Here is a 23699-nt window from a genome sequence, read left to right as displayed (position 1 = left end):
ATCCAGGGAGTGCAGGGGGGCGCGTTCGCTCCGTGATCTGTCCCGCTGATCATCCCGCCCCTACCGTCGGACCCAGGGCACGCGGGCGCGGCGGGAGGTACGACGATGGCGGGACGAGGCCCGCGGACACCGCGGCACGACTCCCTGCGGGGCGCGACCGGGTACCGCCCGGCGGATCCCCCGGGCCCTCTGGATCCCCAGGGTCCCCTGGCTCACGCGGATGCCCTTGATCCCCGGGACGCGGACTTCGCCCCGGGCTTGGCCGACACCGCGACCGCCACCCTCACCGCCGCCGGCGCCGGTGCCTCGCTCGTCAGGATCCGTGATCTCGCCGGCCGGCCGCGCGGCACCGGGTTCGTCGCCGACCACCACGGCACGGTCGTCACCAGTCACGAGGCCGTCGACGGCCTGTCCCGGCTCGTCCTGTACGCCGCAGGCGACCGCAGCTGTGTCGTGACCGACGACGCGGTCACCCCCCTGCCGGAACTCGACCTGGCTCTCGTCCGCACCGAGGGCCTCGGCGGCGTCCCGCTGCCGGTGACCGTGCGGGACGGCGTCGAGACCGGCCGGTACGTCCGGCTGGCCGCCGGCTGCTGGCGCGAGGCGCGGGTACTGGCCGAGACGTCCGCGACGTACACGGCGACGGACCGCTTCCACCTCCTCGACGACGCCCTGGAGCTGGCGATCGGCACGGCCGGCCGGGACGCGTTGCGGCTCGGTGGTGGCGCGGCCGGGGGGCCGGTCCTCGACGCGGAGACCGGCGCGGTCGTCGCCGTCCTCGGCACCGCGCTCCAGTCCGGCCACCGCGACGTCGGCTTCGCGGTGCCGCTGCGACCCCGGATCCGGACGGCCGACGACAGCCCGGCGACCGACGACAGCCCGGCGATCGACGACCTCCCGCCGGCCGGCGACAGCTCCGGCGGGCTGCCCCCGAACGACCACGTGACGCTCACGGGTGAGAGTGCGGGTGCGGGGGGCGCTCTCGGTGGTGGCGGTGGCGGTGCAGGTGGCGGTTCCGCGGGGCCGGCGCCCGGGGTCGGGGCGGGGGCTCCGGCCGACGGTCCGCTGGCCGAGCTGCTCGCGCGCAACGCGGCCACCGTGCCCGCCTACGGCGCCGACCTCAACCTGGCCGGTCTCCTCGAACTCACCGCCACGTCGGTCGGCTCGGACGGCCCGCCCGGAGCGCTCTGCGGCCACTTCGGCGACTCCGGCCGCACCGCCACCGGCTCGCTCGCGGCCGCCGCGGAGCCGATCGAACGCGACGGCCCGGCACAGGAGTTCGCCGCCTTCTCGACGAGCCCTGCGGCAGTCCTGGGCCTCGTCGGAGCACCGGGCAGCGGCCGAACGACGGAACTCGCCGCCCTCGCCGCGCGCCGCGACCGGGGTGCGCGGCCGGCCCCCACCCTGTGGCTGCGCGGCGCCGACCTGAGGGCAGGGGACGACTCCCTCGCCGACGCGGCCCGCCGCGCACTGAGCCGCGCGGCACGCATCGTGGCCGCCTCGGGCTCGTCCTCGGGTTCGGTTACGTCCTCGTCCTCGGGTTCGGGTTCGGCAGCGGTGCCGGGGCAGGGGTCGCGGGGCGTTCCGGCCGGTCTGTCCGGGGGGTCCGGGGTGTCCGGTCCCTGCGGCCTCGGTGACGTCACACCCGAGCGGCTGGCCCGCCTCGCCCGGGCTGTCGGACGCCCCCTGCTGCTGCTTCTCGACGGGCCCGAGGAGATGCCCCCGGTCCTCGCGCACCGGCTCGCCGAGTGGACCGAGGGCACGGCCGAGTGGTTGCGGGAGACGGGCACACGGCTGGTGGTGGCGTGCCGCGCGGAGTACTGGGAACGGGCCGGCGCGGAATTCCCGCCGGAGCTGCTGTACGGGACCACGGCGGCCGGGGACCCGCTCCCGCCCTGCGTCCGCCTCGGCGATCTCACCGTCGACGAGGCGCGCGAGGCCCGCGTCCGCCACGCCCTGCCCGAGGGCGCGCTCACCACCCCCGACGATAGGCATCCCCTCACCCTCCGCCTCCTCGCCGAGGTCTGTGCCGCCCTCCCCGGTCCGCAGGCCCCGCCGCCCCTCGACCGCGACGACGTCCTGTCCGCGTACCTCGACCTGATGTGTCTGCGCGTCGCGGTGCGCCTCGCCGCCGAGAACGGGCTGCGCGGCAACGCCGTACGCCGTCTCGCGGCGAAGGTCTCCGGCCAGGTGCACGAGGCCGCCCGCCGCAGCCTCGGGCCCGGCCAGGGCGAACTGGACCGGGCGTCCTTCGAGGCGGTGTTCCCCTGGGGCCAGGCGCCGGCCCGCCTCGGCGGCGGCGCCGGCTGGGCGTCCGCCGTGCTCACCGAAGGTCTCCTCGTGCCCGCGGGCCGCGGCTACCGCTTCGCCCACGAGGAACTCGCCGACTGGATCCAGGGCATCCACCTCGACCTGGACGAGGCCCTGCGCGCCCTGGTCCACCGCCGTCGCCCGTCCGACGGGGGACCACCGCTGCCCGTCCCGCACCACCGGATCGGTCCCGTCGTCCAGGCCCTGCTGCTCCTCGCCCGCCAGCAGGGCCCGCACCGACTCGCGCTACGGCTGCGGGAGTTGGTCCACGCCCTGGACGCCGACCCGGAGTCGTGGTGGGCCGCCCGGCTGCTCACCGAGACGCTGCTGGGCGTCCCGGACGCGACGCCGTACACGGGCGTCCTGCGCCTGCTTGCGGACCTGATCGGCGCGGGGGCCCAGTCGCACGGCCGGTTCGTGGACTTCGGCCCCGCGTTCTGGACCGGGCTCGCCCTGCCCGCCGACGCCCGGTTCGACCTGCTGCGCCGTCTGGTCCTCGCCGACGGCGCCCCGCACGACGCGGACGCGCCCCGCTACCTCGACGCCGTCGCCCGGCTCCTCGCCGCCGACCCCGCCGCCGTACAGCCGTGCCTCACGCACTGGTTCGACGACGAGCGGCCGCTGCCCGCGACCCCGCACGCCACCGTGGCGACGGCGGCGCAGGCGCTGCTGCACACCCACCGCCACCGGGCGCTGGACGACCTCACGGAGGCCCTCGTCGACTGCGGGCACCCGCGCGCCGACGAACTGCTCGCCGTGCTGGCGCAGGAGGAGCCGTCCGCGCTGTGCCGGGCCGTCGACCGCTGGTCGCACGACGAGCGGCAGCCCCGACGGGTCGCGGCGGCGACGTACGCACTGCGCGTCGCCCCGTACGTCCGGACGGGGGCCGACCACCGGCTGCTGCGCTACGCGGCCCTCGTCCTGCTGGCCCGCCCCGCCGATCACGCCCTGCACGGTGGCGCGCTCGCGCTCCTCGTCCGGGACCCCGAGACCCGCTCCCGGCACCTGCCGCAGGCGCTGGAGCAGTTCGCGGCGGGGGATCCGCAGCCGGCGCCGAGCGCGCTGCTCGCCGCCCTGGGCACCCACCCCGAGCCGGTCCTGGAGGCCTTCCGCTCCCGCCTGAGCGGTCCCGGCCGCGCGGACACCGGAAGCGTCCTGCGCGCCCTCGCCGACGTCACCACGCCCGCCCTGGCCCTGCGGGTCGCCGCCCTCGTCCGGGAGGTGGTGGAGCGCCGACCGGAGGCCGCCGGGCATGTGGCCGCCTACGTCGACCGGCGCCTCGACCACGGCCCCGCCGCCCGCGCCGTTCTTCTGCCGCTGGTCACGGGACTGGTGGACGGCGGCGGGCCGGAACAGGTGCGGGCCGCGCTGGCCTGCGTACTGGCCGCCCCCGGCGCCGCGGAGTCCCGCCCGCTGCGTGACGAACTGCTGGAGCACCTCCTCGCCCACGAACGCGCGCCGGAGGTCCTGGACGCCGTACTGCACGGGGCCGCCGGACGCGACGGCGAGGACCTGCGGGCCCTCGTGCACCGCACCGGCCTGCTCCTGGTCCGTACCCCCGACGGCGCGACCCGCTTCGACCGCGGTCTGGTCGAGCTGGCCCGGCATGTGCCGGGCTTCGCCGCGCGGGTGGTGGACTGGCTCACGGACGCGCCGGGGGAGTGGGCGGTGGTGGTCGGCCCCAGCGCCCGCCGGACGATCGAGAACCTGGCGGGGGCGCAGGTGCCCGCGTGAGGCGCCGCCCGCGTGGCCCGACCGCTGTGCCGCGGCTCTCGTGGCCCGACCGCTGTGCCCCGTGTCCCGTGGCGCGAATCCTGTGGTCCGACTCGCGTGGGTCGGGTCACAGCCCCCATGCCGATGCGGGCCGGGAGCACCCGGCATGGCACCCTTAGTCCTGCGTAAGAGGCAATGGTAGATACGGACACGGGTTCGAGGAGCGGTCACAGTGCAGCGCTGGCGTGGCTTGGAGGACATCCCCGAGGACTGGGGACGCAGCGTCGTCACCATCGGTTCCTACGACGGGGTCCACCGCGGGCACCAGCTGATCATCCGGCATGCCGTGGACCGCGCCCGTGAGCTGGGCGTTCCCGCCGTCGTCGTCACCTTCGACCCGCATCCCAGCGAGGTCGTCCGCCCCGGCAGCCACCCGCCGCTGCTCGCCCCGCACCACCGTCGCGCCGAGCTGATGGCCGAACTCGGGGTGGACGCGCTGCTGATCCTCCCCTTCACCACGGAGTTCTCGAAGCTGTCCCCGGCGGACTTCGTGGTCAAGGTCCTGGTCGACAAGCTGCACGCCAAGGCGGTCGTCGAGGGCCCCAACTTCCGTTTCGGCCACAAGGCGGCGGGCAACGTCGAGTTCCTCACCGAGCAGGGCAAGGTCTACGACTTCGACGTCGAGGTCGTCGACCTGGTGCTGTGCGGCGAGGCGGGCGGCGGGCAGCCGTTCTCCTCGACGCTGACCCGGCGGCTGGTCGCCGAGGGCGATGTCGCTGGTGCCGGGGAGATCCTCGGCCGCCCGCACCGGGTGGAGGGGATCGTGGTGCGCGGCGCGCAGCGGGGGCGGGAACTGGGCTTCCCGACCGCCAACGTCGAGACCCTGCCCCACACCGCGATCCCGGCGGACGGCGTCTACGCGGGCTGGCTGCACGCCAACGGCGAGGCGATGCCGGCCGCGATCTCCGTCGGCACCAACCCGCAGTTCGACGGCACCGAGCGCACGGTCGAGGCGTACGCCATCGACCGCGTCGGCCTCGACCTCTACGGCCTGCACGTAGCCGTCGACTTCCTCGCCTTCGTGCGCGGCCAGGCGAAGTTCGAGTCGCTGGACGGGCTGTTGGAGCAGATGGCCGAGGACGTGAAGCGCTGCAAGGAGCTGGTGGCGGCGCGCTAGCCGCCCCGCCCCGGCAGGACCGGCGAACGCCGAAGGGCGGCCGGTGTCCCAGGACACCGGCCGCCCTTCGGCGTTCTCACTGCTGCGGAGGCTGCCCTGCCTGCCCCGGCTGAGGGGCCTGGGGGGCTTGCGGGTAGCCGTAGCCGGCCGGGGGATACCCCGGGTTCTGCTGCTGCGGCGGCTGCGGCTGGGCGTACGGATCCTGCCCCGGCTGGGGCTGCGGGTACGGCTGTCCCGGCTGCTGCTGCGGATACGGCTGGCCCGTGGGCTGACCCTGCTGCGGAGGGTACGGCTGCCCGGGGCCGGGCTGGGGCGCCTGCGGGTACGGCTGGCCCGCCTGCTGCGGATACGGCTGCCCGGGCACCGGCTGGCCCGGCATCTGCTGGCCCGGCATCGGCGGGGCGGCCACCGGCGGCGGGTTGCCGTCGCTGGTCCACAGGCCCTGGCGCTGCTGGTGGCGGATGAAGTCCTCGGCGACCATCGCCGTGAGGTTGAAGTACGCCTCCCGGACCTTCGGCCGCATCATGTCGAGGTCGACCTCGGCGCCCGCGGCCAGGTGCTCGTCGAACGGTACGACGACGACCCCGCGGCAGCGGGTCTCGAAGTGCGACACGATGTCGTCGACCTTGATCATCTTGCCGGTCTCGCGCACCCCGGAGATGACGGTGATGGAACGCGAGACGAGCTCGGCGTATCCGTGCGCGGACAGCCAGTCCAGCGTCGTGCTGGCGCTGCTCGCACCGTCCACGGACGGCGTGGAGATGATGATGAGCTGGTCGGCGAGGTCGAGCACTCCGCGCATGGCGCTGTAGAGCAGACCGGTACCGGAGTCGGTGAGGATGATCGGGTACTGGTTGCCGAGCACGTCGATCGCGCGCCGGTAGTCCTCGTCGTTGAAGGTCGTGGACACCGCCGGGTCGACGTCGTTGGCGATGATCTCCAGGCCGGACGGCGCCTGCGAGGTGAACCGCCGGATGTCCATGTACGAGTTGAGGTACGGGATCGCCTGGACGAGGTCACGGATCGTCGCCCCGGTCTCGCGCCGCACCCGGCGGCCGAGCGTGCCGGCGTCCGGGTTGGCGTCGATCGCGAGGATCTTGTCCTGGCGTTCGGTGGCGAGGGTGGAGCCGAGCGCGGTGGTGGTCGTGGTCTTGCCCACGCCGCCCTTGAGGCTGATGACGGCGATCCGGTAGCAGGACAGCACCGGCGTGCGGATCAGCTCCAGCTTGCGCTGCCGCTCGGCCTCCTCCTTCTTGCCACCCAGCTTGAAGCGGGAGGGCGCGGCGGCGGGCCGCCCGCTCTTCGCCTTCTGCCGCTTGTTGTTGAGCAGCCGGTCGGAGGACAGCTCCACGGCTGCCGTGTAACCCAGCGGCGCCGCACCGGGGTTGACCGGCTGCCGCTGGTCGTGCTGGATCGGCTGCGGCCAGGCGGCCCCGGCCCGGGGGTCGACGGGCGGCTGGTGCTGCTGCGGAGCCTGCGGCGCGTCGGGAGCGGGCGCGTGCGGGGCATGCGGTGCCTGCGCGCCATGCGGTGCGTGGGGCTGGGGCTGGGGAGGCTGCGGCTGCCCGGGGAAGCCCTGAGGCGCACCCTGTGGGGCTCCCTGCGGGAACCCCTGGGAGGCGGCCGCCGGGGGCTGCCCGTCCGCCTGCTGCGGGACACCGGGCTGCGGGTGGCCGGGGTGCGCCTGCGGCTGCTGTGCCTGCGGCTGCTGCGCCGCCGGGGGCTGCGGGAAGCCGTAGCCGCCGGGGGCGGGAGGCGCGTCGGTGGGGTGGGGGAAGCCGTAGCCGGCGGGGGCGTGGGCGTCGGTGGGCGGTTGGGGTGCCGGAGGCGCCGGTTGCGGCGCGGGGGCGGAGGCCGGGGCGCCACCGGGGTGCGGGAAGCCGTAGCCCGGCTGCGGGGCGGCAGGCTGCTGTGCCGCCGGGACGGGAGCGGAGGGCTGCGGGAAACCGTAGCCCGGCTGGGGTGCGGCCGGGGCAGGCTCCGGGGCCGGCGGGTTCCAGCCGACCGGCGCGGGCGGAGCCGCCTGCGGCTGGACGGGCGGGTGAACGGGCGGCTGCTGGACAGGTGCCGCGGGCGCGGGGGCGTGCGTCGCGGCATCGGCGGGCTGCGGCTGGACCGGCCACCGGGCCGCCGGCGCGGGTGCCGCGGGCTGGTACGACGGCGGCAGCGGAGGCAGCTCGCCCTGCGGGGCCGGCGGGGGAGTCCAGGCGGGCTGCGCCGGGGGAGCCGGGGGAACGGCGTCCTGGGGCACGCTGCCCCGCGGCTCGGCGGGGTCCGTGGGGACGGCGTCCGAGGACTCCTCGGCGGGAGAGTCGTTGTGCGGGGCCGCGCCCTTGACGACGGCGCCGTCACGTGCGGGATCGGTCGTCACGTCCCCGGCGTCCTGGATCGTCGCCTCGTCGCCCGCGTGTGCCTCGGGGGCGCGCTCGCCGTCCGGTGCGGTACCGCTTTCGTCGGCCGTGCCTTCGGCCGTGCCCTCGGCCGGACCGTCGGTCGGGACTTCGGTCAGGCCCTCGGTCTCGGCGTGGGCACCGGTGTCGGCGGCCTTGGCCTCGGTGTCGTCCGACCTGCCCGCGTCGGCGGACGCGTCCGCCGCATCCGAGGCCTCGGACGGCACAGCGCCGGGCGAGGGGGATTCGGCGGCCCCGGCTTCGGCCTCCGCGGGCGTCCCGGGCTCGGCCTGTACGGCGGCGGCGTTCTCGGCGATCTCCCGCTTGAGCGCGGCCGCGGAGAAGCGCATGGTCGCGCCGCTCTCCAGGTCCCCGTTTCCGGAACCGCTCTGCTCGTCACCCGCCGAAGCCCCCGTGGCTCCCCACTGGGCCTCGGCGTGCTGCTGGTGAGGCTGTGCGTGTAGGTGCGGTTGCGGCTGTGACTGTGGCTCGAATCCGCTGCCCGCCGGAAGGCCGGGCACGGCGACCGACCCCGCGCCGGGAGGCGAGGCGGGAGTCGCCGGAACGGGCGGGGCGGGCGGAGCGGGCTGCGCCGGAGGAGCCGCCGGAGTGACCGGCACTCCCGGAGCGGCCAGGGGGAAACCTCCGTCCGGCACGGGCGGTGCGGCGGGAGCGAACGGAGCCTCGGGCATGGGAGTCGCCGGAGGCGCGGCCGGGGTGAACGGGGCTCCCGGCGCGGGTGCCGCCGGGGGCGAAGGCGGCGTGAACGGAGCGTCCGGCGCGGGCGGAGCGACCGGCGCCGCAGGCGCACCCGGCTCCCCGGCACCGGCTTCCGCGCCAGCCCCCGGCCCGGAGGCCGCGCCGGGTGCAGCCCCGGGGCCCGTGCCGGGTGCCGGACCACCGCCCGCGTTCTGCGTGTACCAAGCCGGCGGCGCGTAGTCGATGGTGAACTCGCCCGTCGCCTCGACGGCGGACTCCGCGTCGGGCTGGTCATCGCCGGGTGTGGCCCAGCCCCCGCGGATCCCGTCCCGATCGCTGCTCACAATTCCTCCTGGTTGGTCGAGCACCCTCATGCCGTGCCGGGGCGACCGTTCGCTTTTGTCGTCCTTGAGTGGTTCGAGGCCGTCTGACGTCGTCCGATGCGGCTTTCCCCCGGGAGACGCCGACGTCCACCCCATGGTTTCCGGTATCGCGCCCCGTACCAGCCTAATCATCAGACGACCCGCCTCGGCAGGCCCGCCCACCCCTCAGCACCAGTCCACCACGTCACGCAACCCCCCAAGAGGCCGCAAACACGCTTGAGGCCACTCGGCAAAACGGCCATAACGGCTGAAGTGCCGCACGGGCGAGGGGAGGTGAGGGAAGTCGCGTCAGTCCATCCGTCTCGGTGTGCCCAGCAACCCGATCTCCGCATCCGTGGGTTGCGTCATCACGTACTGCCGGTCACGCTCGGCGCACCACAGGGTGAACCCGTCGGCCAGCGTGGGCAGTGCCTCCACGTCCCCGCGGGGCAGCGACAACGCGCGCCCCAGTTCCGCGGCCTCGTCCGGCGAGATGCGCTGTACACCGACGAGCCGGGCCTGCCGGACCAGCCGCGGGGCCACGGGACTGAGATACGGCAGCAGCGTCAGCACGGACTGCCAGGGCCCGGAGGTGACCCGGCCGCGCGGTGGGCGCATCCCGCAGTCCCGCACCACCAGCACCGGCGTACCCGCCGAAGCGCCCTGCGGAGGCACCCGGCCGACCTCGTACACCGCGAGCCCGTTCTGCCCGCCGCCCATCGCGTGCACCATCTGCACCCAGGACTGCGGCCGTCCCGTCTCCACGGCCACCCGGGCCCCGGTGGCGGCCGTCCTCAGGGCGAGGACCTGCGCGGTCCACAGCCCGCCGATCAGGACGACGTCGTACGGCGTGGGCCGGTTGATCCCCAGCACGGCCGGCCGGCCCTCGGCGCCGACGCCGATGACGACGCCGTCGTCCCCGATGGGCAGCGCGAGCGCGGCCAGTTGGTCCGCGGACACCGAGTGACGTCCGTGCCGCGGCCCCCGCAGGCCGAAGCCGCTGCGCGGCGAGCGGCGTCCGGGCCGGCCGGCGGACCGATCCGGTTCGCCGGAAGCGGAGGCTCCGTGTGTCGTCGTCGCCGTCATCGAGCACCTCCGAGCGGCAGCGTCGCGAGGATGCCGGGCACCTGCTCGCGGTCGAGACGGGCGAGCCCGGCGCCGGTGTGCCGGGCCGCGCCCTGCACCGCCCGCCGGGCCGCCACGAGTTCGTCGTCGCTGCGCCCCGTCACCCGGATGTGCCCGGACAGCGACACCTCCTGCCGGTCGCCGCGCGCGAGGGTGACGCTGAACGTGGTGGCGAGCGCGGGAACGGCCGTGACCAGGGCGACGAACTGAGGGAGCGACGGGCCGTCGCCGCCCAGCGCGGGCCAACGCCGCAACCAGTACGTGGTGTGACGGCGGTTGTCGCAGCGCCAGCTCCGGCCGGTCTCCTCGGTCCGCCGCTCCACCGTCCCGGTCCGTCCGGCCTCCGCCGTCACCAGCGGGTTGGCGCAGGCGGACGTGGCGAAGGCGGACGTCAGCTCCTCCTCGTCGAGGACGGTCGCGCGGAATCCGGCGCCGGTCAGCCGGCTCGCCAGGTGGTCCACCGCCCGTACGACGCACTTCTGCGCTCCGACCGCACCGCCGCCGCGGACGGCCACTGCCTCCGGACACAGCTCCGGATCCAGCTTCAGGGCGATCCAGGTGATGCGGACCGCCGGTGCTCCGGTCTGCTCCTGCAGGGGTGCGTAGTTGGCCACGGCCACGGACTGCGGGGGCAGGTGCAGCGCGGGCGCGGGCTGGGTGTGCAGCACGATCTGCGCGGACTCCAGCCGGATCCCGTCCACTTCGAGGGCGTCCCGTACCAGGGCGAGCGGCAGTGGATGCCGGCCGCGCTCGGCCCGCATCGCGGTCGTGTCGGCCTCCACCTGAAGGACGGCGGTGACGAACGTGCCGTCCCCGACGATCCCCACGGGCCGCCGGTCCCGGCCGCCGTACGCGTACGTCCGCAGCCCGGGATCGCATTCCACGGCGGGCACGAACCCCGGTTCCGTCCCGGCCGGTATCTCCAGCCGAGCCGCCAGCCGGCGACGGGACTTCAACTCCCGTGCCGTGGCCAGCCACTGCGGAAGCGAGCGGCCCCGACGGCGAACGAAGGCGAGGGCGACCAGCAGGGCGGCGACGACCACCGCGGCCACGAGCGCCACCGGACCGCTCACCCAGCCGATGAGCAGGACGGCGGCCGCGATCTCCAGCAGGACGAGGCGTTGCAACCGGAATGCCCCGCCCTGTCCCGCGCGCGTCCTGAGGTGCGGTGCGCCCGGTGCCGAGGACCCGTCGGGCCGTCCGGGCGGCCGCGGACCGGTCGACGCGGAACCCCGCGTCCGCGACCGGCCGACGGAGCGCGCGCCCGTTCCCGAAACCCTCACTCCGTCCCCCCGTTCCGCTCACGAACCGCCCGTGTTCCAGCACCGCACAGGGCACTCGACGGCCCGGGAACCCTACCCGCTCCCCAAGTCCCCATGGTTACCGGGCATAGTAGGTGGCCGCTCTGACATCGGAGACGGGGAGCCGGTCGACCGTGCTGCGGACCACACGGATCGGCCGGAAATCGGGGAGAGACGGGCACAGATGGCATCTCGGCGGGACCAGCTCAACGCCTACACCTTCGCGAAGCGCCGCATGCTCGCGGCCTTCCTGCAGTCCTCGCCCGACGGTTCGGAGGAGGGGGCGCCGCGGCCGTTGCGCTCGATCCTGCCCGGAATCATCGTCGGGGTGCTCGTCATGGCCGTCTTCGGGGCATGGGGCATGTTCCGACCGACCGCGCCGAAGGGCTGGGACACACCCAACGCCAAGGTGATCGTCGCGAGCAAGTCGACCACCCGCTATGTGGTGCTGCGGACCGGCGACGAGGTCCAGCTGCACCCGGTCCTCAACATGGCCTCCGCGAAACTGCTCCTCGACGAGGGACAGGGCCAGGTGGTGACCGTCTCGGAGTCCGTCCTGGACAGCGGCAGGATCCCGCACGGCGTCACCGTGGGCATCCCGTACGCCCCCGACCGGCTGCCCTCGGCGTCCGAGGCGGGCAAGGCCAAGCGCTGGGTGGTCTGCGAGCGGCCGAGCGCGGGGGGCGGGGACTCCGTCCAGAAGGCGGCGCTGGTCCTCGCCGCCCGCGAGAAGGACGCGACCGAGGGCGCCGGGCGTCTGCACGACGGCCAACTGCTCTATGTGGCGGACCCGGACGGCGGACGCTACGTCGTGGACGCGGGCGGTACGGCCTACCCGGTGCGCAAGAGCGACGAGTTGCTGCTGCGGGCGGTGGTCGGCTCCGGCCGGGAGCCCCAGCGGGTGTCGGCGGAGTGGCTGGCGACCCTGCACCGGGGCGATCCGATCGCCTTCCCGGACGTCCCCGGGCAGCCGGGCGAAGCGGCCGGCGCACCGGGTCAACTGGACACGTCGGCGGACCGGGTCGGCATGGTGCTCAAGGCGTTCGACAACAACACCGAGCAGTACTACGTGGTGTTGAGCGGCCGCGTCGCCCCCGTGTCCGCCTTCGTCGCCCAGCTGCTGCTGTTCAGCAAGGAGCTGGCGCCCCTCGGCCAGGCCGGGCACGCCCGCGAGCTGAGCCCCGGCGCGATCGTGCCGGGCGAGGCGTTCGGCACCGAGCGCCGCTGGCCCACCGGTGATCCCGAGCCGGTCAACGAGGCGTCGGCGGCGGCCGGGAGCCGCAGCACGATCTGCAACGTCCTGCGCGGTGTCGATTCCGGCTCGGGCGCCACGACCCTCAGCACCTGGGTGGGCACGGACTTCCCGGCCAAGCTGCCCACCGGCTCCTCCAGCGCCTATGTGACGCCGGGCTCCGGCCAGCTCTACCGCCAGTTCCAGGGTGAGGCGACCAAGGCCGGCCCGGTCTTCCTCGTCACCGACACCGGCCTGCGCTACGTCCTGCAGTCCAACGGGGACAGCGCGACGGACGACGCGGGCATCGGCACCACCGCCGAGCAGCGCGAACAGCGGCAACGGGAGGCGCAGCAGGCCCAGACCCTGCTGGGCTTCAAGGACGTCGACCCGGCACCGATCCCGGCCGCCTGGTCGGAGTTCCTGCCCACCGGCCCCCGCCTGTCGACGGCGGCGGCCCGCCAGCCGCAGGGCTCGTGAGGAGGAGGACGACGGTGCAGCGGACGGCGACGACGTCGCGGACGGCGACAGCGCCGCGGACGGCCCCGGTACGGCGGACGGCCCCGGTACGGCGGACGGCATCGGTGCCGCGTAGGGCTCCGTTCCCGCGCACCGCTCTGGTGCTGACCGCGACCCTCCTCACCGCGGCCACGGCCACGGTCCTCGCGCCCCCCGCGTCGGCGGCCGACAAGCTGCCCTACTCGGACCAGTGCACGTTCCCCAACGGCGAGTACCCGGGCCGCCCCTGGGCCCTCCAGCGGGTCCTCCTGGACGAACTGTGGAGCCGCTCCAAGGGCAAGGGCGTCCGCGTGGCCGTCATCGACACCGGCGTGGACGTGAAGAACCCGCAGCTCACCGAAGCGGTGGACGCGAAGGCCGGCCGCAACCTCCTCCCGAAGAACCTCAAGGACGACGACGGCGACCCGATCGAGAGGGGCGCCGAGAACGGCACCACGGACACCGTCGGGCACGGCACCAAGATCGCCGGCATCATCGCGGCCCGCCCCCTCGACGGCACCGGCTTCGTGGGGCTGGCCCCCGAGGCGACCGTCATCCCGATCCAGCAGAACGACGCCGAGGGCCACGGCGACACCGAGTCCCTGGCCGCGGCGATCCGCTACGCCGTGCGGGCGGGGGCCGGGGTCATCAACATCTCCCAGGACACGTCCGACGCGGTCCGGCCGACCTCCGACCTGGAGCTGGCCGTCGACGAAGCCCTGGACCGCAACGTCGTGGTCGTGGCGTCGGCGGGCAACGACGGCCTGGGCGGCAACGTCAAGGAGACCTACCCGGCGTCCTACGAGGGCGTCCTCGCGGTCGCCGCCTCGGACCGCAACAACGAACGCGCCTCCTTCTCCCAGTCCGGCGACTTCGTGGGCGTGGCCGCCCCCGGCGTCGACATCGTCTCCACGGTTCCCCAGGGCGGTCACTGCGCCGACAACGGTACGAGCTTCTCGGCGCCGTACGTGGCGGGCGTGGCGGCGCTGCTCAAGGCGAGGCACCCGGACTGGACCGCACGCGAGATCGTCGCCCAGATCGAGCAGACCGCGGAACGCACCATCGCGGGCCGCGACCGGCTCGTCGGCTGGGGTGTCGTCGACCCCGTCCGCGCGCTGACGGAGGACGACCGCCCCATCGAGTCCCCGAGCCCCCGGGACGGTCTGGCCAGGGCCGAGGCCCCGAGCGCCGCGAAGTTCCACACCGGCGAGACCCCCGACGAGCGCAACACCCGCCTCGCCACCTATGTCGTGGTCGCTGCGGCGGCCCTGGTGGCGGGTCTCGGCGGCACGGCGGTGGCGATCCGCGACGCACGGAGACGGGCACGGAGGGTCGCGGGGGCGCGCTAGAGCGCGGCGGCCATGTCGCGGCGCATCGGGGCGAGTTGAGGCGTGCAGTGGCCAACGATTTGTAGGATCATCGCAATCGCAAGGGACTTGTGATGCCGACGCGACGGGGGAGGGCTGCGGCATGGGCGTGCCCGGAGCAGGCTCGGGGCAGGGAAGCGGCCCCGAGCTGAAGGTGTCCGCGCAGGACCTCACCAAACTCGCCGACGACCTCGACGACATGCAGGACCACCTCGACAAGCAGGTACAGCGCATGGACGCGGTCGTCGACGGCATCGAGGCGGGCTGGCGTGGCCCGGCGGCGTCGGCGTACCGCGACTTCCACCGTGCTGCCGCCGAGGACGCCGTACGCATCCGTGAAGTGATGAAGCTGCTGGAGGAGGCGGTGAGGCTGAGCCGTGACGGCTTCTCCCAGGACGACCTCGAGGTGCTCGCCCGGATGCGGCGGATCCAGGTCGACGTCGGGAGCGAGGTGGCGAGACTGTCGACGCCGAACACCGACGTGACCGCGCCGGTGCCGCGCAGCAGCCTCGACGACCTGTAGCCCCTTTCGACCGCAGTCGCCGAGACGAACACGGGGGAATCATGTCGACCGGCACCGCACCTGACGACGAGCCCATATCCGTTTCCTTCGCCACGCTCGAGGAGTTGGCCGCCGACCTGGAGGACATCCTCAAGAAGCTCAACGGCAAGCTGGACGACCTCTACGACCGGGTCGTGCCCGTCGTGCTGTCCTGGCGGGGCGAGACCCGTGAGGTCTTCGTCGACAAACTCGACGAGTGGGACCGCTCCGCCCAGGACCTGCAAGCGGCCCAGAAGTGGTTGCACGAGTACGTGACCACCGGCCACACCGACTACGCGGCCGCGCACCTCGCGGTGCTGCGAGGCTGGGGCGGCGCCTGATGGCCGAAGAGCGGCCCACGGACGAGGAGCGTGCACGGGAGCGGTCGGACGCCCGTACCCGTTCGCCCAAGACGGGCGGCGGCGGATTCGACGTACAACCGCAGCACGTGCACTACACCGCGCTGGTGGTGCGTGACGGGCAGTTCGACTACGACAAGGGCGCCAGGGCCCTAGTCGATGTGCTGAACCAGTACAGCCAGTCGGCCGGAACCGGCTGGGGCGCGGACTCCTTCGCGGCGGCGTACAGGTCGGTGAACGAGAAGTTCCTGGAGCTCTGGGCGAAGAGCGTGGTCTCCGTGGGCGGTGTGGCCGTCGGCCTGACGGACACGGCCAACAAGTACACCCAGGCCGACTGGTACGCCCGCAGGCTGTACGGTCCGCCGCCCGTCGAGAAACCGCCGCCCGTCGTCATCGAGAAAGAGCCGGGATACGGGCCGGTCAACGACATCAAGTGGTCCGGCACCGGTGAGGACGCGGACTCCTGGGACATCTCCGGAATCCTCGGCGAGGTCCCGGACTTCCTCGCTGACGTCATCCGGCCCGCGATCGAGCACGGCCTCAACCTCGGCAAGATGCACGAGATCACCCCGGGAGCCAGGGACGAGGAGCTCAAGGGCATGGCCACGGCCTGGCGCGCGGTCGAGAAGGACGCGAAGGCGGCGTCGGACAACTTCAACGGCGCCATCAAGTTCATCACGAACAACAAGGGCAACGACGAGTGGCAGGGCGCGATGAAGGCGTTCTGCCAGACCATCTGGGGCACCACCGAGTGGGGCAGGACCTACGACGCCCAGATGAACAGGGTCTCCATGGGCCGCAGTTGGAAGACCAACCGCAGCGTGGTGCCGGCGAAGCAGCGGCCCGTCATCGAGATTCTCCGCCAGACCGCGACCACCGTGCAGGAGACCCTCGACCATCTGGCCGCCGTCCGTCTCAAGACCGCGGAGACGACCACCCGGCTCGGCAAGGAGGCCGCGAAGGCGACGGTCAAGGACCTGACCACCGGCCTCGACCTGTTCGAGCTGACCCGGCTCGCGGCGACCATGGCGTTCGGCGAGATCGTGCTGACGTTCCGCTCGCACATGGACAAGGGGGCGGCCGACAGGGCGGTCGAGGAGTATCACCAGGCCTTCAGCGACGCCGCGACCAAGCTGAAGGCCTTGGAGCCCGAACTGAACGAGGCGCTGCTCAGCGTGCCGACGTTCCGTGCGGAGGCGGCGCGCGCCGAGGCGTACGGCGCGCGCACCCTGAACGACTTCAAGAAGGAACACAGCTGGCAGCGCACGGAGAGCCAGATTCCGTACAAGTACTCCATCGACCTGGCCACCGAGGAGGAGCTGAGCGGTGGGCACAGCATCGACAAACACGTCGGCCTGACGGACGCCCAGCTGACGCAACGGTTGCGGGACGAGGCGACGGGAGGTGGAGTGCAGCAGCTCCCGGCGGCTTCGACCTTCACCGACCTGGACTCGGCTCAGGAATACACTCAGTACAACATCCGAAGCAATTCGGCGAACATCGACAAGTGGCTGGAGAATCCGCCGCCCGATCCTCTCAAGAAAGATTTCACAGTTCCCTCGGTCACTGAGGGAGGTATGGCCACTCCGGTGGTGACGGGGCGTACGGCACCAGTGGTGGCCGGCAACCCGACATCGCCGAAAGACGCACACGGCGTCCTCACGATTCTGAAATATGACCCGAGCTTGGATCCGCCGTTCGTCGTCCTGACGTCGATGCCTGAATAATGACGATTGAGGTGACGAGAATGGCAGAACCCGATGAGCGGGCCTGGGCCGAGGCGATCGATATGTACGCGCGTCGGTACACGATCGCCAAGGTGACGGGCAGGGAGCATGAGGACTGGGTGTTCGACGTGAGCACCCTGATGCGCGGTGACACGCCGGACGCCCGCGGTTGGCGTGTGAACGACCCCCTCGCGGGCGAGCTCGAAAGGGTCGATGACCCGTACTACCCCTTCATCGAACTGCCGACTGAGCCCGTGAAAGCGGATACTCTCAGGGGCCGTTTGCATGAGATTCCACGCGCCTCGGCCAAAAAGTTCCTGGTAGCTCTTTCCACGTCCTGGCTCGATGTCGAGAAGGAGCAGGACTTCGAGGAACGCAGGGGGGGACTGGAGGCGAAGGCAGACGTCATACTGTCACGTTTCCCGAACGGGTCCCTCTTCTTTGCCAACACAGGCCGCGACAACGAAAACCGGGACTATTACAAGCGCATTTCCGGCTGCAACACCATTTCCCAACACGTCTGGGACCTGGGACTGTTCCTCGTCTCCGACTCGGAGGTCGGGATGGTCTGGTCCTTCCACGCGTGGTGAGCCTATGAACGGAGCCCGGATCGGCCGTTGGTCCTCTGTCCCAGCCCGTGCGACCGGTATCCGGGCAGGTGTCTCGTCCCAAAAAGAGAGGTCGGTATGGTCGAATCTTTCGCCCCGAAGCGACCTGGCCGCAGCTCGCCGCCCCATCGCCCCACAAGGAGTCCGTTGCGCACCCGCACTGCCGCCTACCCCGACCGTGACACCGCCCAGTGGGCGACCCAGCACGTGGTCACCCGCAACGAACAGGTCGTCCACCGCTGGCTGGCACAGTCGACCCGGCAGCGGCTGGTGATCGAAGCGTCGTGGCCGTCCCGTGAGGAGCCCGTCGGGCGGGTCCTGCTGCAGGCGATGATGCTGGCGGGGCGCGACGCCGTCGACGTACGGGCCGCTCGGGTCGTCCTGCGCCGCGAGCCGGCCGCCGCCCACGGGTTCGCCGTGCACGCCACCTTCCCGGTCTATCTGTAGAGAACCCAGAGGCTGCCCACCGTGTCCTTGAGCCCCCTCGAACACGACCGTCGCTACGGCGAGCTGGACCAGGTGATCCGCGCCCACGCAGGCCAGCCGGCGGACGACACCCCCGACAGGCCGAGCCAAGCCCTGACCGCCTACCTGCGGCAGACCTGGCACACCCGCCCCTGGGCGCTCGCCGTCGCCGAGCGGCAGCTGCGGGAGTACGCCGACAGCCCGCCCGGCCGACTCCGCCTCCGCCTGGGCGAGTTCTACGCGATCCCGGACGTCGGTCTTCCCGAGGGTGAGATCCAGCAGTGGCTGTACCGCCTGGCCGATCACATCAGGCACAGCATCGAGCAGGGCGAGGTCCCGCCCCCGGCCGTTCCGGCCACCCACTGGGAGTGGCACGCCCGCTTCCCTGAACTGGGTCAGTTCCTCGGCGGCTGGTTCTCCCAGGACATGCCGGACGAGTTCGACGACCATGACGCGGCCGTCGACGACTACCGCGCCACGACCGACCGGCACCTCGTGGCGCGCCTGGTCGGCGAGCTGCGCGAGCTGCTCGCACTCTCCCTGGACGAGTCCGACTACGCCGTGGCCGTAGCCGAGTTGGGCATGGAGGTCGACCCGCCGACGCCGTACGCACCCAGCGGCTGGCTTGCGCTGACCGCCGACCGGCTCACCTCCCCGCACCGCGGACCCGGGCCCGGGACGCCACCCCCTGCTCATCCCCCGGTCTAGCACTGACCGCACCCCGGCCAAACACCCGTGAACAACGGTTCGCGAGTACCCGGGCAAAGTCGGCGCGCGACGCTGGATGCAGGAGAAAACGCCCCGAACGTGAGGAACGGGTCACGTGAGTGTCAGCGGTAGCACGGTTGTTGCATAAGGCAGTTGGGGCTGTCAGAGGGAGTCATTACAGTGGTTGCGTTGCGGTCATGAACACTTGAAAGGCGTGGGCGGTTCCCGTCCGGGACGGGCGGCGGAAAACGGGGAGAGTGGTTGGCGTGATTCCTGCGGACATGGGCGGGGGCCCCACCGACGTACGGCGCGGATACATGGCGCTCTCGACGTTCAAAAAGCGGGTGGACGACCTGCTCACAGCCTTCGAGAAGTCGGCCGGCGGCTCGGCCAAGGTCGGGGGACACAGCCTGTCGGCGGCCACGTTCGGAGCGGGGCAGTTCCCGGAGGCAAAGGATCTCCACCTCCAGTACGAGCGCGTCCATGAACGCATCACGACCCTCTCCAAGTCCCTCGGGCTCCAGTTGGAGGCCATGCAGATCGCCGTGCACGGCGTGGACGTCACCTTCGACAACCTCGAAGAGGACCTTCGGTACCGGTTCCACGAGATCCGGACCGAGGTCAACCGCGACCGCGAAGAGGCGCTCGACCAGCAGCCCGAGCGGACCAACGACGCCGACCACACCGACGCGGGGTACTGATGGCCGACCACGAGAAGAAGTCGGACCAGTATCAGACGGAGCGCCAGGAAGCCGCCCAGCAGAACAGCGGCGTCGAGGACGCGGTGAACAAAGCCGCAGTCATCAGTCCTGGGTCCCTCAGCAGTCCCGGCGGCTTCGGCAAGACCAGCTTCGAGGGCTACGACCTCAACGCCATGATCGACATCGTCGAGTCGGCGAACCCGGAGACCCTGGAGAACGCCGCCACGGCCCTCGTCGACGCCCGGGACGCCATCAACGAGGCGGCCAACGAGCTCAGCCGCAACCTGGGCAACGTCGACTGGGAGGGCGAGGCCCACACCGCCTTCTACACCTGGGGCATGAACCTCACGACCACCGCCCTCGCGCTCGCCACCTACACCGACGAGGTCGGCACCCAGGTCCTGGCAGCAAGCTCCGGCCTCGCCTCCGTACGCAAGTCGATGCCGCCACGTGACAGCCGCGCCGACCCCAAGAAGGTCGAGGACATCCCGACACCCCAACGGGTCGAAGGCAACGAGGAGTACACGGCAGCGGTCAAGGCCGATAAGGACCGCCAGGAAGCCATCAATCAGATGTACCGGCTGGCGTCGTTCTACACGGTGTCCAGCGGGATGATGTCACTGGCGGAGGAGCCGGAGTTTCCCCAGATGCCGGGAATGGGTGTGCCGGAGCCGTCTCCGGACTATGGGAAGTTCAAGGACCCGCCGGGCCAAGGGCCGCTCTCGTCTGCCAGTGATGTGGGAACCACGAGCCATCACTCTGCAGCGACCGGGACGGAGCGACCGCGGGCAGAGAACCTGCCGTCATCCCATAGCCGCGGGGACGAAACCGTCAGGCTTCCCGAGCATCACGTGGGCACGGAGATTGACAGCGTCGGTACGTTGCCGTCTCAGGACGCTGTCAAGCCGATTGCTGTCACCGCGTCCCCGACGGCAGTTCCCAGCGCAACATCTGCGGGGACGGTTTCTCCGTTTGCCCCCACTGGCCTACCCCCCGCCCTTCGAGGGGCGGCCGGGCGTACCTCAGGGGTCGGCGGCATCCCCGCAAGCAGGGCTACCTCGGCGCAGGGGCGCGTAGGCGGTGCGCCGAGCGGCACGGCGGCAGGTCGTACGGGAGCCGGCCCCATGGGCCAGGTAGGACGTGCCGCAGCAGCGGGGAAGACGGGCGGTCGCACCACTGGCCCCATGGGGCGAGGTGTGGTCGGCGCAGCGCCGAAGACCGGTGGGCAGGCGACAGGGCGTACCGGCGGCGTGCCGCGCGGTCCTGTCACCGGCATGGGTGCCACGAATCCCGGACGTCCGGGAAGCGGGCGAACCGGCGCCGGACGCACGGGCGATGGCATCGTCGGCGGGAGGCCTGTCGCAGCGGGTGCTCCTGGTGGCAAAGCGACCAGGTTGCCGCGCGGCACGGTTGTCGGTGGTGAGAGCGCACCCGCGTCAAGGGCTGGAGGAGAGAAGCCCGGTCAGCGGGGCGTTGTCGGGACGTCCGGCTCAACGAGGGGCGCGGGAAAGGCGGCTCGTCGCGCTGCCGGTAGCCCCGATGGTGTGGTCGGAAACCCGAAGGGGCGAGTTTCCGGAAACGCCACCGGGGGACCGGGTGCGGCGCGTGGTCCTGCGCGCAACCAGGGTGGTGGCGAGGGACGCTCGAGCCGTGACAAGCGGAGTGATGACGCCTCCGTGACCGACTGACTGAACAAGAGCGAGGACAGACAGAGGCATGGTGCCAGGGATCAGCCGACGCGGCAGGTGGAGCGCGTCCTTCGCGGTACGAAGCGGCAGACGAGTCACCGCCGCCTGCTCATTGATCGGTGCCTTGACCGTCCTCTCGACGGGTCTGGCTCCGAGCGCATCGGCCGCCGATGTCCAGTCCCAGCAGTGGTACCTGTCGGCGATGAAGGCCGACGAGATGTGGAAGGTGAGTACCGGCAAAGGCATCAAGGTGGCCGTGGTCGATACCGGAGTCAACCTCAACACCCCTTCCTTGAAGGGACAGGTGCTCGCCGGCGAAGTGCCGAAAGCCGTCGGCTACAAGGCGACCGAGGACTACGACGGTCATGGGACGAGCATGGCGGAACTCATTGCCGGTACCGGTGCTGGAGACGGTCTGAAAGGACTAGCGCCGGGTGCGAAGATCGTTCCTTATCGGCTCGCGATGAAGGACATGAAGGACGGAAGCGAGAAGGAAAAGGCTCCTGAACTACCGGACGTGATCAGAGCGATCGCTGACAGCGATGCCAAAATCATCAGCATGTCCTTCGGTGAAGACATCGAAAGGCCCGATGTTCTCGCGGCCGTCGAGTACGCCAGGGCCAAGGGTAAGTTGATGGTTGCCGCCACGGGTAATGACGCCCAGGAGAAAAACTTCATCGGGTACCCGGCGGCTTACCCCTACGTAGTCGGCGTTGCTGCTTCGGACAAGTCCGGTACCGTCGGAAAATTCTCGGAACACGGCAACTACGTCGACCTGGCCGCTCCCGGTCTTGACGTCCCCACCTGGTGCGACAACACCTTCCGCTCCTACTGCAACGGCCAGGGCACCAGCCAGGCCACCGCCATCGCCTCCGCCTCCGCAGCCCTGATCTGGTCCGCCCACCCCGACTGGACGGCCAACCAGGTCCTCGCCAGCCTGATCGACACCGCCGGGCGCGACTGGGCGAAGGACGACCCGAGCACGTACCTCGGCTACGGACTGATCCGCCCCCGCATGGTGCTGGAGCAGAGCAACTTCAACCCCGGCGGGGCCGACACCGACCCGCTCGCCAGGGAGAACGCGACGGGCGTCACGGACGAGGCGGGCAACTCACCCTCCGCGCCCGCGTCGAGTTCCTCCCCGCCCTCGAAGGCCACGTCAGGCGGCCAGACCTCGGCGGCGGCATCCACCTCGGACACCTCCGACAACACCACGATGTGGATTGCGCTCGGCGCGGCAGCGGCAGTCCTGGTGATCGGGGGCGGCGCATTCGCCGTTCTCCGCTCACGGCGAGCCACGTGACCCACCCATGACGAACCACAGCTCACGAAAGGGAGTGCCGAAATGGTCGACCGTAAGCTGAACGACGGCGATGTACAGAAGCTCCAGAAGGAAGTCATCGATCGCTACGACAACATCCGGGGCTCCCTCGCGAAGCTGCAGGGCACGATCGACATGATCGAGAGGGCGTGGACGGGCCAGGGTGCCAACGCCTTCAACATCAAGCAGACGGAGATCAACGGCCATATGGTCGCGATCGGCAAGATGCTCGACGACTTCCTCGACGGCATCCACATGACCAAGACCGACAAGCAGAACCTCGAAGACCAGATCACCGCCGACATGAACAAGATCTCGGTCGAGGATCTGGGCGGCAAGACTTCGGCGCTCAACAGCTACTGACCATCAATCCGGCGAAGTCCGGCTGAAGTCTTCAAAGAAACGAGGGGAATCATGTCCGGAGCCCATTACGAGGAACTCGCCGTCACCTACGGCACCATGGACGCGCTCGCCACCGAACTCGGCGACCAGGCCAGGAAGCTCGAGGAGGACCTCGAAGCGCTGCGACAGGCCGTGCTCAACGTGTCCTCGGGCTGGGGCGGCGAGGCGTTCCAGCAGTTCCAGAGCAAGAGCGAGGAGTGGAACAAGCACGCGCGCGGCATCCACGCGGCGCTGCTCCAGATCTCCCACCAGGTCCACGGCGCCGGCGGTGACTACCGCGGCGGCGACCTGAAGGGCGCCAGCTACTTCATGTAGCGGCGCTGACGTCACACAGCACAGGGTGGGCACGCACGGGAGGTGCCCACCCTGATTTCTTCAGACTCTGCAGCCTGGTTCCCGAAGCCGCGTCGCTGCCACGGTGACCTGCGCCTGCTATTCGGCTCCTGCCTTGCAGTCCGCTGATTTTTCGACCTCATCGGTGAAGGACATGATGAGTCTCTTCATGCCTTCGGAATCCCGGCGTTCGGAACCCTCTGCCTGGATCACGGTGTACAGCTCCTGCTTGTATTCGGTGTCGACGCAGGTGCGTGTCTTGCCGAATGCCTCATACCCCGAGTACACGAACCGCCCGTTCCCCGCCGACCGGTCGGGGTCGCCAAGGGACTGTCGGGCCGCGACCAGAGATGTCGTTGTGCCCTCTTGCATCCACAATTGAGTCGTGGTCATCACCAGTTTGTCGTCGACAACGACCTCGCATCCCTTGCTGCCCGAGTAGGACCTGTCCCTGACGGTGATTTCTTTCCCCGCCGGAAGGAAAGGGGAGAGTGCGTCGGTGTCGACAGCCGTTCCGCACAGTGTGTCAGGAACCGCATATTCGCGCTTCTGCCCCTCGTCGCCGCACCCCGCCAGGAGAACGACAAGAAGCGTTAGCGTGGTGGCGGAAACCGCGCCGGACTTCCTTGCGGCTGTTCGGTGAGAGTTCATCGACGTCTTTCTGTGGGGCAAA

19 protein-coding genes are annotated in these 23699 nt (G+C 71.6%); 15 read left to right on the top strand and 4 right to left on the bottom strand.

The window, feature by feature from the left end; translation table 11 throughout:
* Window positions 1–105: 105 nt before the first annotated feature.
* Both ASD48_RS11230 and ASD48_RS11225 read left to right on the top strand, forming a co-directional pair.
* On the top strand, window positions 106–4044 hold the full coding sequence (locus ASD48_RS11230; protein ID WP_063887436.1) for a trypsin-like peptidase domain-containing protein: 3939 nt from the start codon (window positions 106–108) through the stop codon (window positions 4042–4044).
* 211 nt (window positions 4045–4255) lie between these two features.
* Window positions 4256–5200 (top strand): bifunctional riboflavin kinase/FAD synthetase, encoded by a 945-nt coding sequence (locus ASD48_RS11225; RefSeq protein WP_054239650.1) that lies wholly within the window; start codon window positions 4256–4258, stop codon window positions 5198–5200.
* A gap of 76 nt (window positions 5201–5276) precedes the next feature.
* Here the strand turns inward: ASD48_RS11225 and ASD48_RS11220 are convergent, their stop codons facing one another.
* The 3 genes from ASD48_RS11220 to eccE form a co-directional block, all read right to left on the bottom strand.
* Window positions 5277–8633, bottom strand: coding sequence for an SCO5717 family growth-regulating ATPase (locus tag ASD48_RS11220; RefSeq protein ID WP_063887435.1), 3357 nt, complete (start codon window positions 8631–8633; stop codon window positions 5277–5279).
* Window positions 8634–8960: 327 nt separating this feature from the next.
* Window positions 8961–9737 (bottom strand): hypothetical protein, encoded by a 777-nt coding sequence (locus tag ASD48_RS11215; protein ID WP_057601417.1) that lies wholly within the window; start codon window positions 9735–9737, stop codon window positions 8961–8963.
* Window positions 9734–11059 (bottom strand): type VII secretion protein EccE, encoded by a 1326-nt coding sequence (eccE, locus tag ASD48_RS11210; RefSeq protein WP_199875757.1) that lies wholly within the window; start codon window positions 11057–11059, stop codon window positions 9734–9736. Before eccE ends, ASD48_RS11215 begins: the two co-directional genes overlap by 4 nt.
* A 202-nt stretch (window positions 11060–11261) precedes the next feature.
* Between eccE and eccB the strand changes: the two genes are divergently transcribed.
* The 13 genes from eccB to ASD48_RS11150 all read left to right on the top strand — a co-directional run bounded on the left by eccB (window position 11262) and on the right by ASD48_RS11150 (window position 23008).
* Window positions 11262–12788, top strand: coding sequence for a type VII secretion protein EccB (gene eccB, locus ASD48_RS11205; protein WP_057601415.1), 1527 nt, complete (start codon window positions 11262–11264; stop codon window positions 12786–12788).
* A gap of 137 nt (window positions 12789–12925) precedes the next feature.
* Window positions 12926–14155, top strand: coding sequence for a type VII secretion-associated serine protease mycosin (gene mycP / locus ASD48_RS11200; RefSeq protein ID WP_242432577.1), 1230 nt, complete (start codon window positions 12926–12928; stop codon window positions 14153–14155).
* A gap of 121 nt (window positions 14156–14276) precedes the next feature.
* Window positions 14277–14696, top strand: coding sequence for a WXG100 family type VII secretion target (locus ASD48_RS11195; RefSeq protein WP_057601413.1), 420 nt, complete (start codon window positions 14277–14279; stop codon window positions 14694–14696).
* Window positions 14697–14737: 41 nt separating this feature from the next.
* Window positions 14738–15055, top strand: a complete 318-nt coding sequence (locus ASD48_RS11190) for a WXG100 family type VII secretion target (RefSeq protein WP_057601412.1) — start codon at window positions 14738–14740, stop codon at window positions 15053–15055.
* A complete protein-coding gene (locus ASD48_RS11185; protein WP_057601411.1) occupies window positions 15055–16800 on the top strand; it encodes an RNase A-like domain-containing protein in 1746 nt (581 codons plus the stop codon). The genes ASD48_RS11190 and ASD48_RS11185 overlap by 1 nt, the downstream gene beginning before the upstream one ends.
* A gap of 20 nt (window positions 16801–16820) precedes the next feature.
* A complete protein-coding gene (locus tag ASD48_RS11180) occupies window positions 16821–17390 on the top strand; it encodes a hypothetical protein (RefSeq protein ID WP_063887438.1) in 570 nt (189 codons plus the stop codon).
* 165 nt (window positions 17391–17555) lie between these two features.
* A complete protein-coding gene (locus ASD48_RS11175) occupies window positions 17556–17855 on the top strand; it encodes an RNase A-like domain-containing protein (RefSeq protein ID WP_057601409.1) in 300 nt (99 codons plus the stop codon).
* Between the two features lie 21 nt (window positions 17856–17876).
* Window positions 17877–18581, top strand: a complete 705-nt coding sequence (locus ASD48_RS11170) for a contact-dependent growth inhibition system immunity protein (protein WP_057601408.1) — start codon at window positions 17877–17879, stop codon at window positions 18579–18581.
* A gap of 266 nt (window positions 18582–18847) precedes the next feature.
* Window positions 18848–19282, top strand: coding sequence for a hypothetical protein (locus tag ASD48_RS11165; protein WP_242432574.1), 435 nt, complete (start codon window positions 18848–18850; stop codon window positions 19280–19282).
* Window positions 19282–20970, top strand: a complete 1689-nt coding sequence (locus tag ASD48_RS44150; protein ID WP_157880617.1) for a hypothetical protein — start codon at window positions 19282–19284, stop codon at window positions 20968–20970. Before ASD48_RS11165 ends, ASD48_RS44150 begins: the two co-directional genes overlap by 1 nt.
* 124 nt (window positions 20971–21094) lie before the next feature.
* Window positions 21095–22273 (top strand): S8 family serine peptidase, encoded by a 1179-nt coding sequence (locus tag ASD48_RS11160; protein WP_242432573.1) that lies wholly within the window; start codon window positions 21095–21097, stop codon window positions 22271–22273.
* A gap of 42 nt (window positions 22274–22315) precedes the next feature.
* On the top strand, window positions 22316–22654 hold the full coding sequence (locus ASD48_RS11155; protein WP_057601406.1) for a WXG100 family type VII secretion target: 339 nt from the start codon (window positions 22316–22318) through the stop codon (window positions 22652–22654).
* 51 nt (window positions 22655–22705) lie between these two features.
* Entirely contained in the window at window positions 22706–23008 is a 303-nt protein-coding gene (locus ASD48_RS11150) for a WXG100 family type VII secretion target (protein ID WP_020128583.1), read from the top strand.
* A 117-nt stretch (window positions 23009–23125) separates the two neighbouring features.
* On the opposite strand, the gene ASD48_RS11145 is transcribed toward ASD48_RS11150, so the two are convergent.
* Entirely contained in the window at window positions 23126–23677 is a 552-nt protein-coding gene (locus ASD48_RS11145; RefSeq protein WP_063887437.1) for a hypothetical protein, read from the bottom strand.
* Between the last annotated feature and the right edge of the window lie 22 nt (window positions 23678–23699).

The organism is Streptomyces sp. Root1310, assembly GCF_001426425.1.
GTDB lineage: Bacteria > Actinomycetota > Actinomycetes > Streptomycetales > Streptomycetaceae > Streptomyces.
The sequence above is the reverse complement of the archived record's forward strand: the minus strand, read 5'-3'. Positions and strand labels throughout refer to the sequence as shown.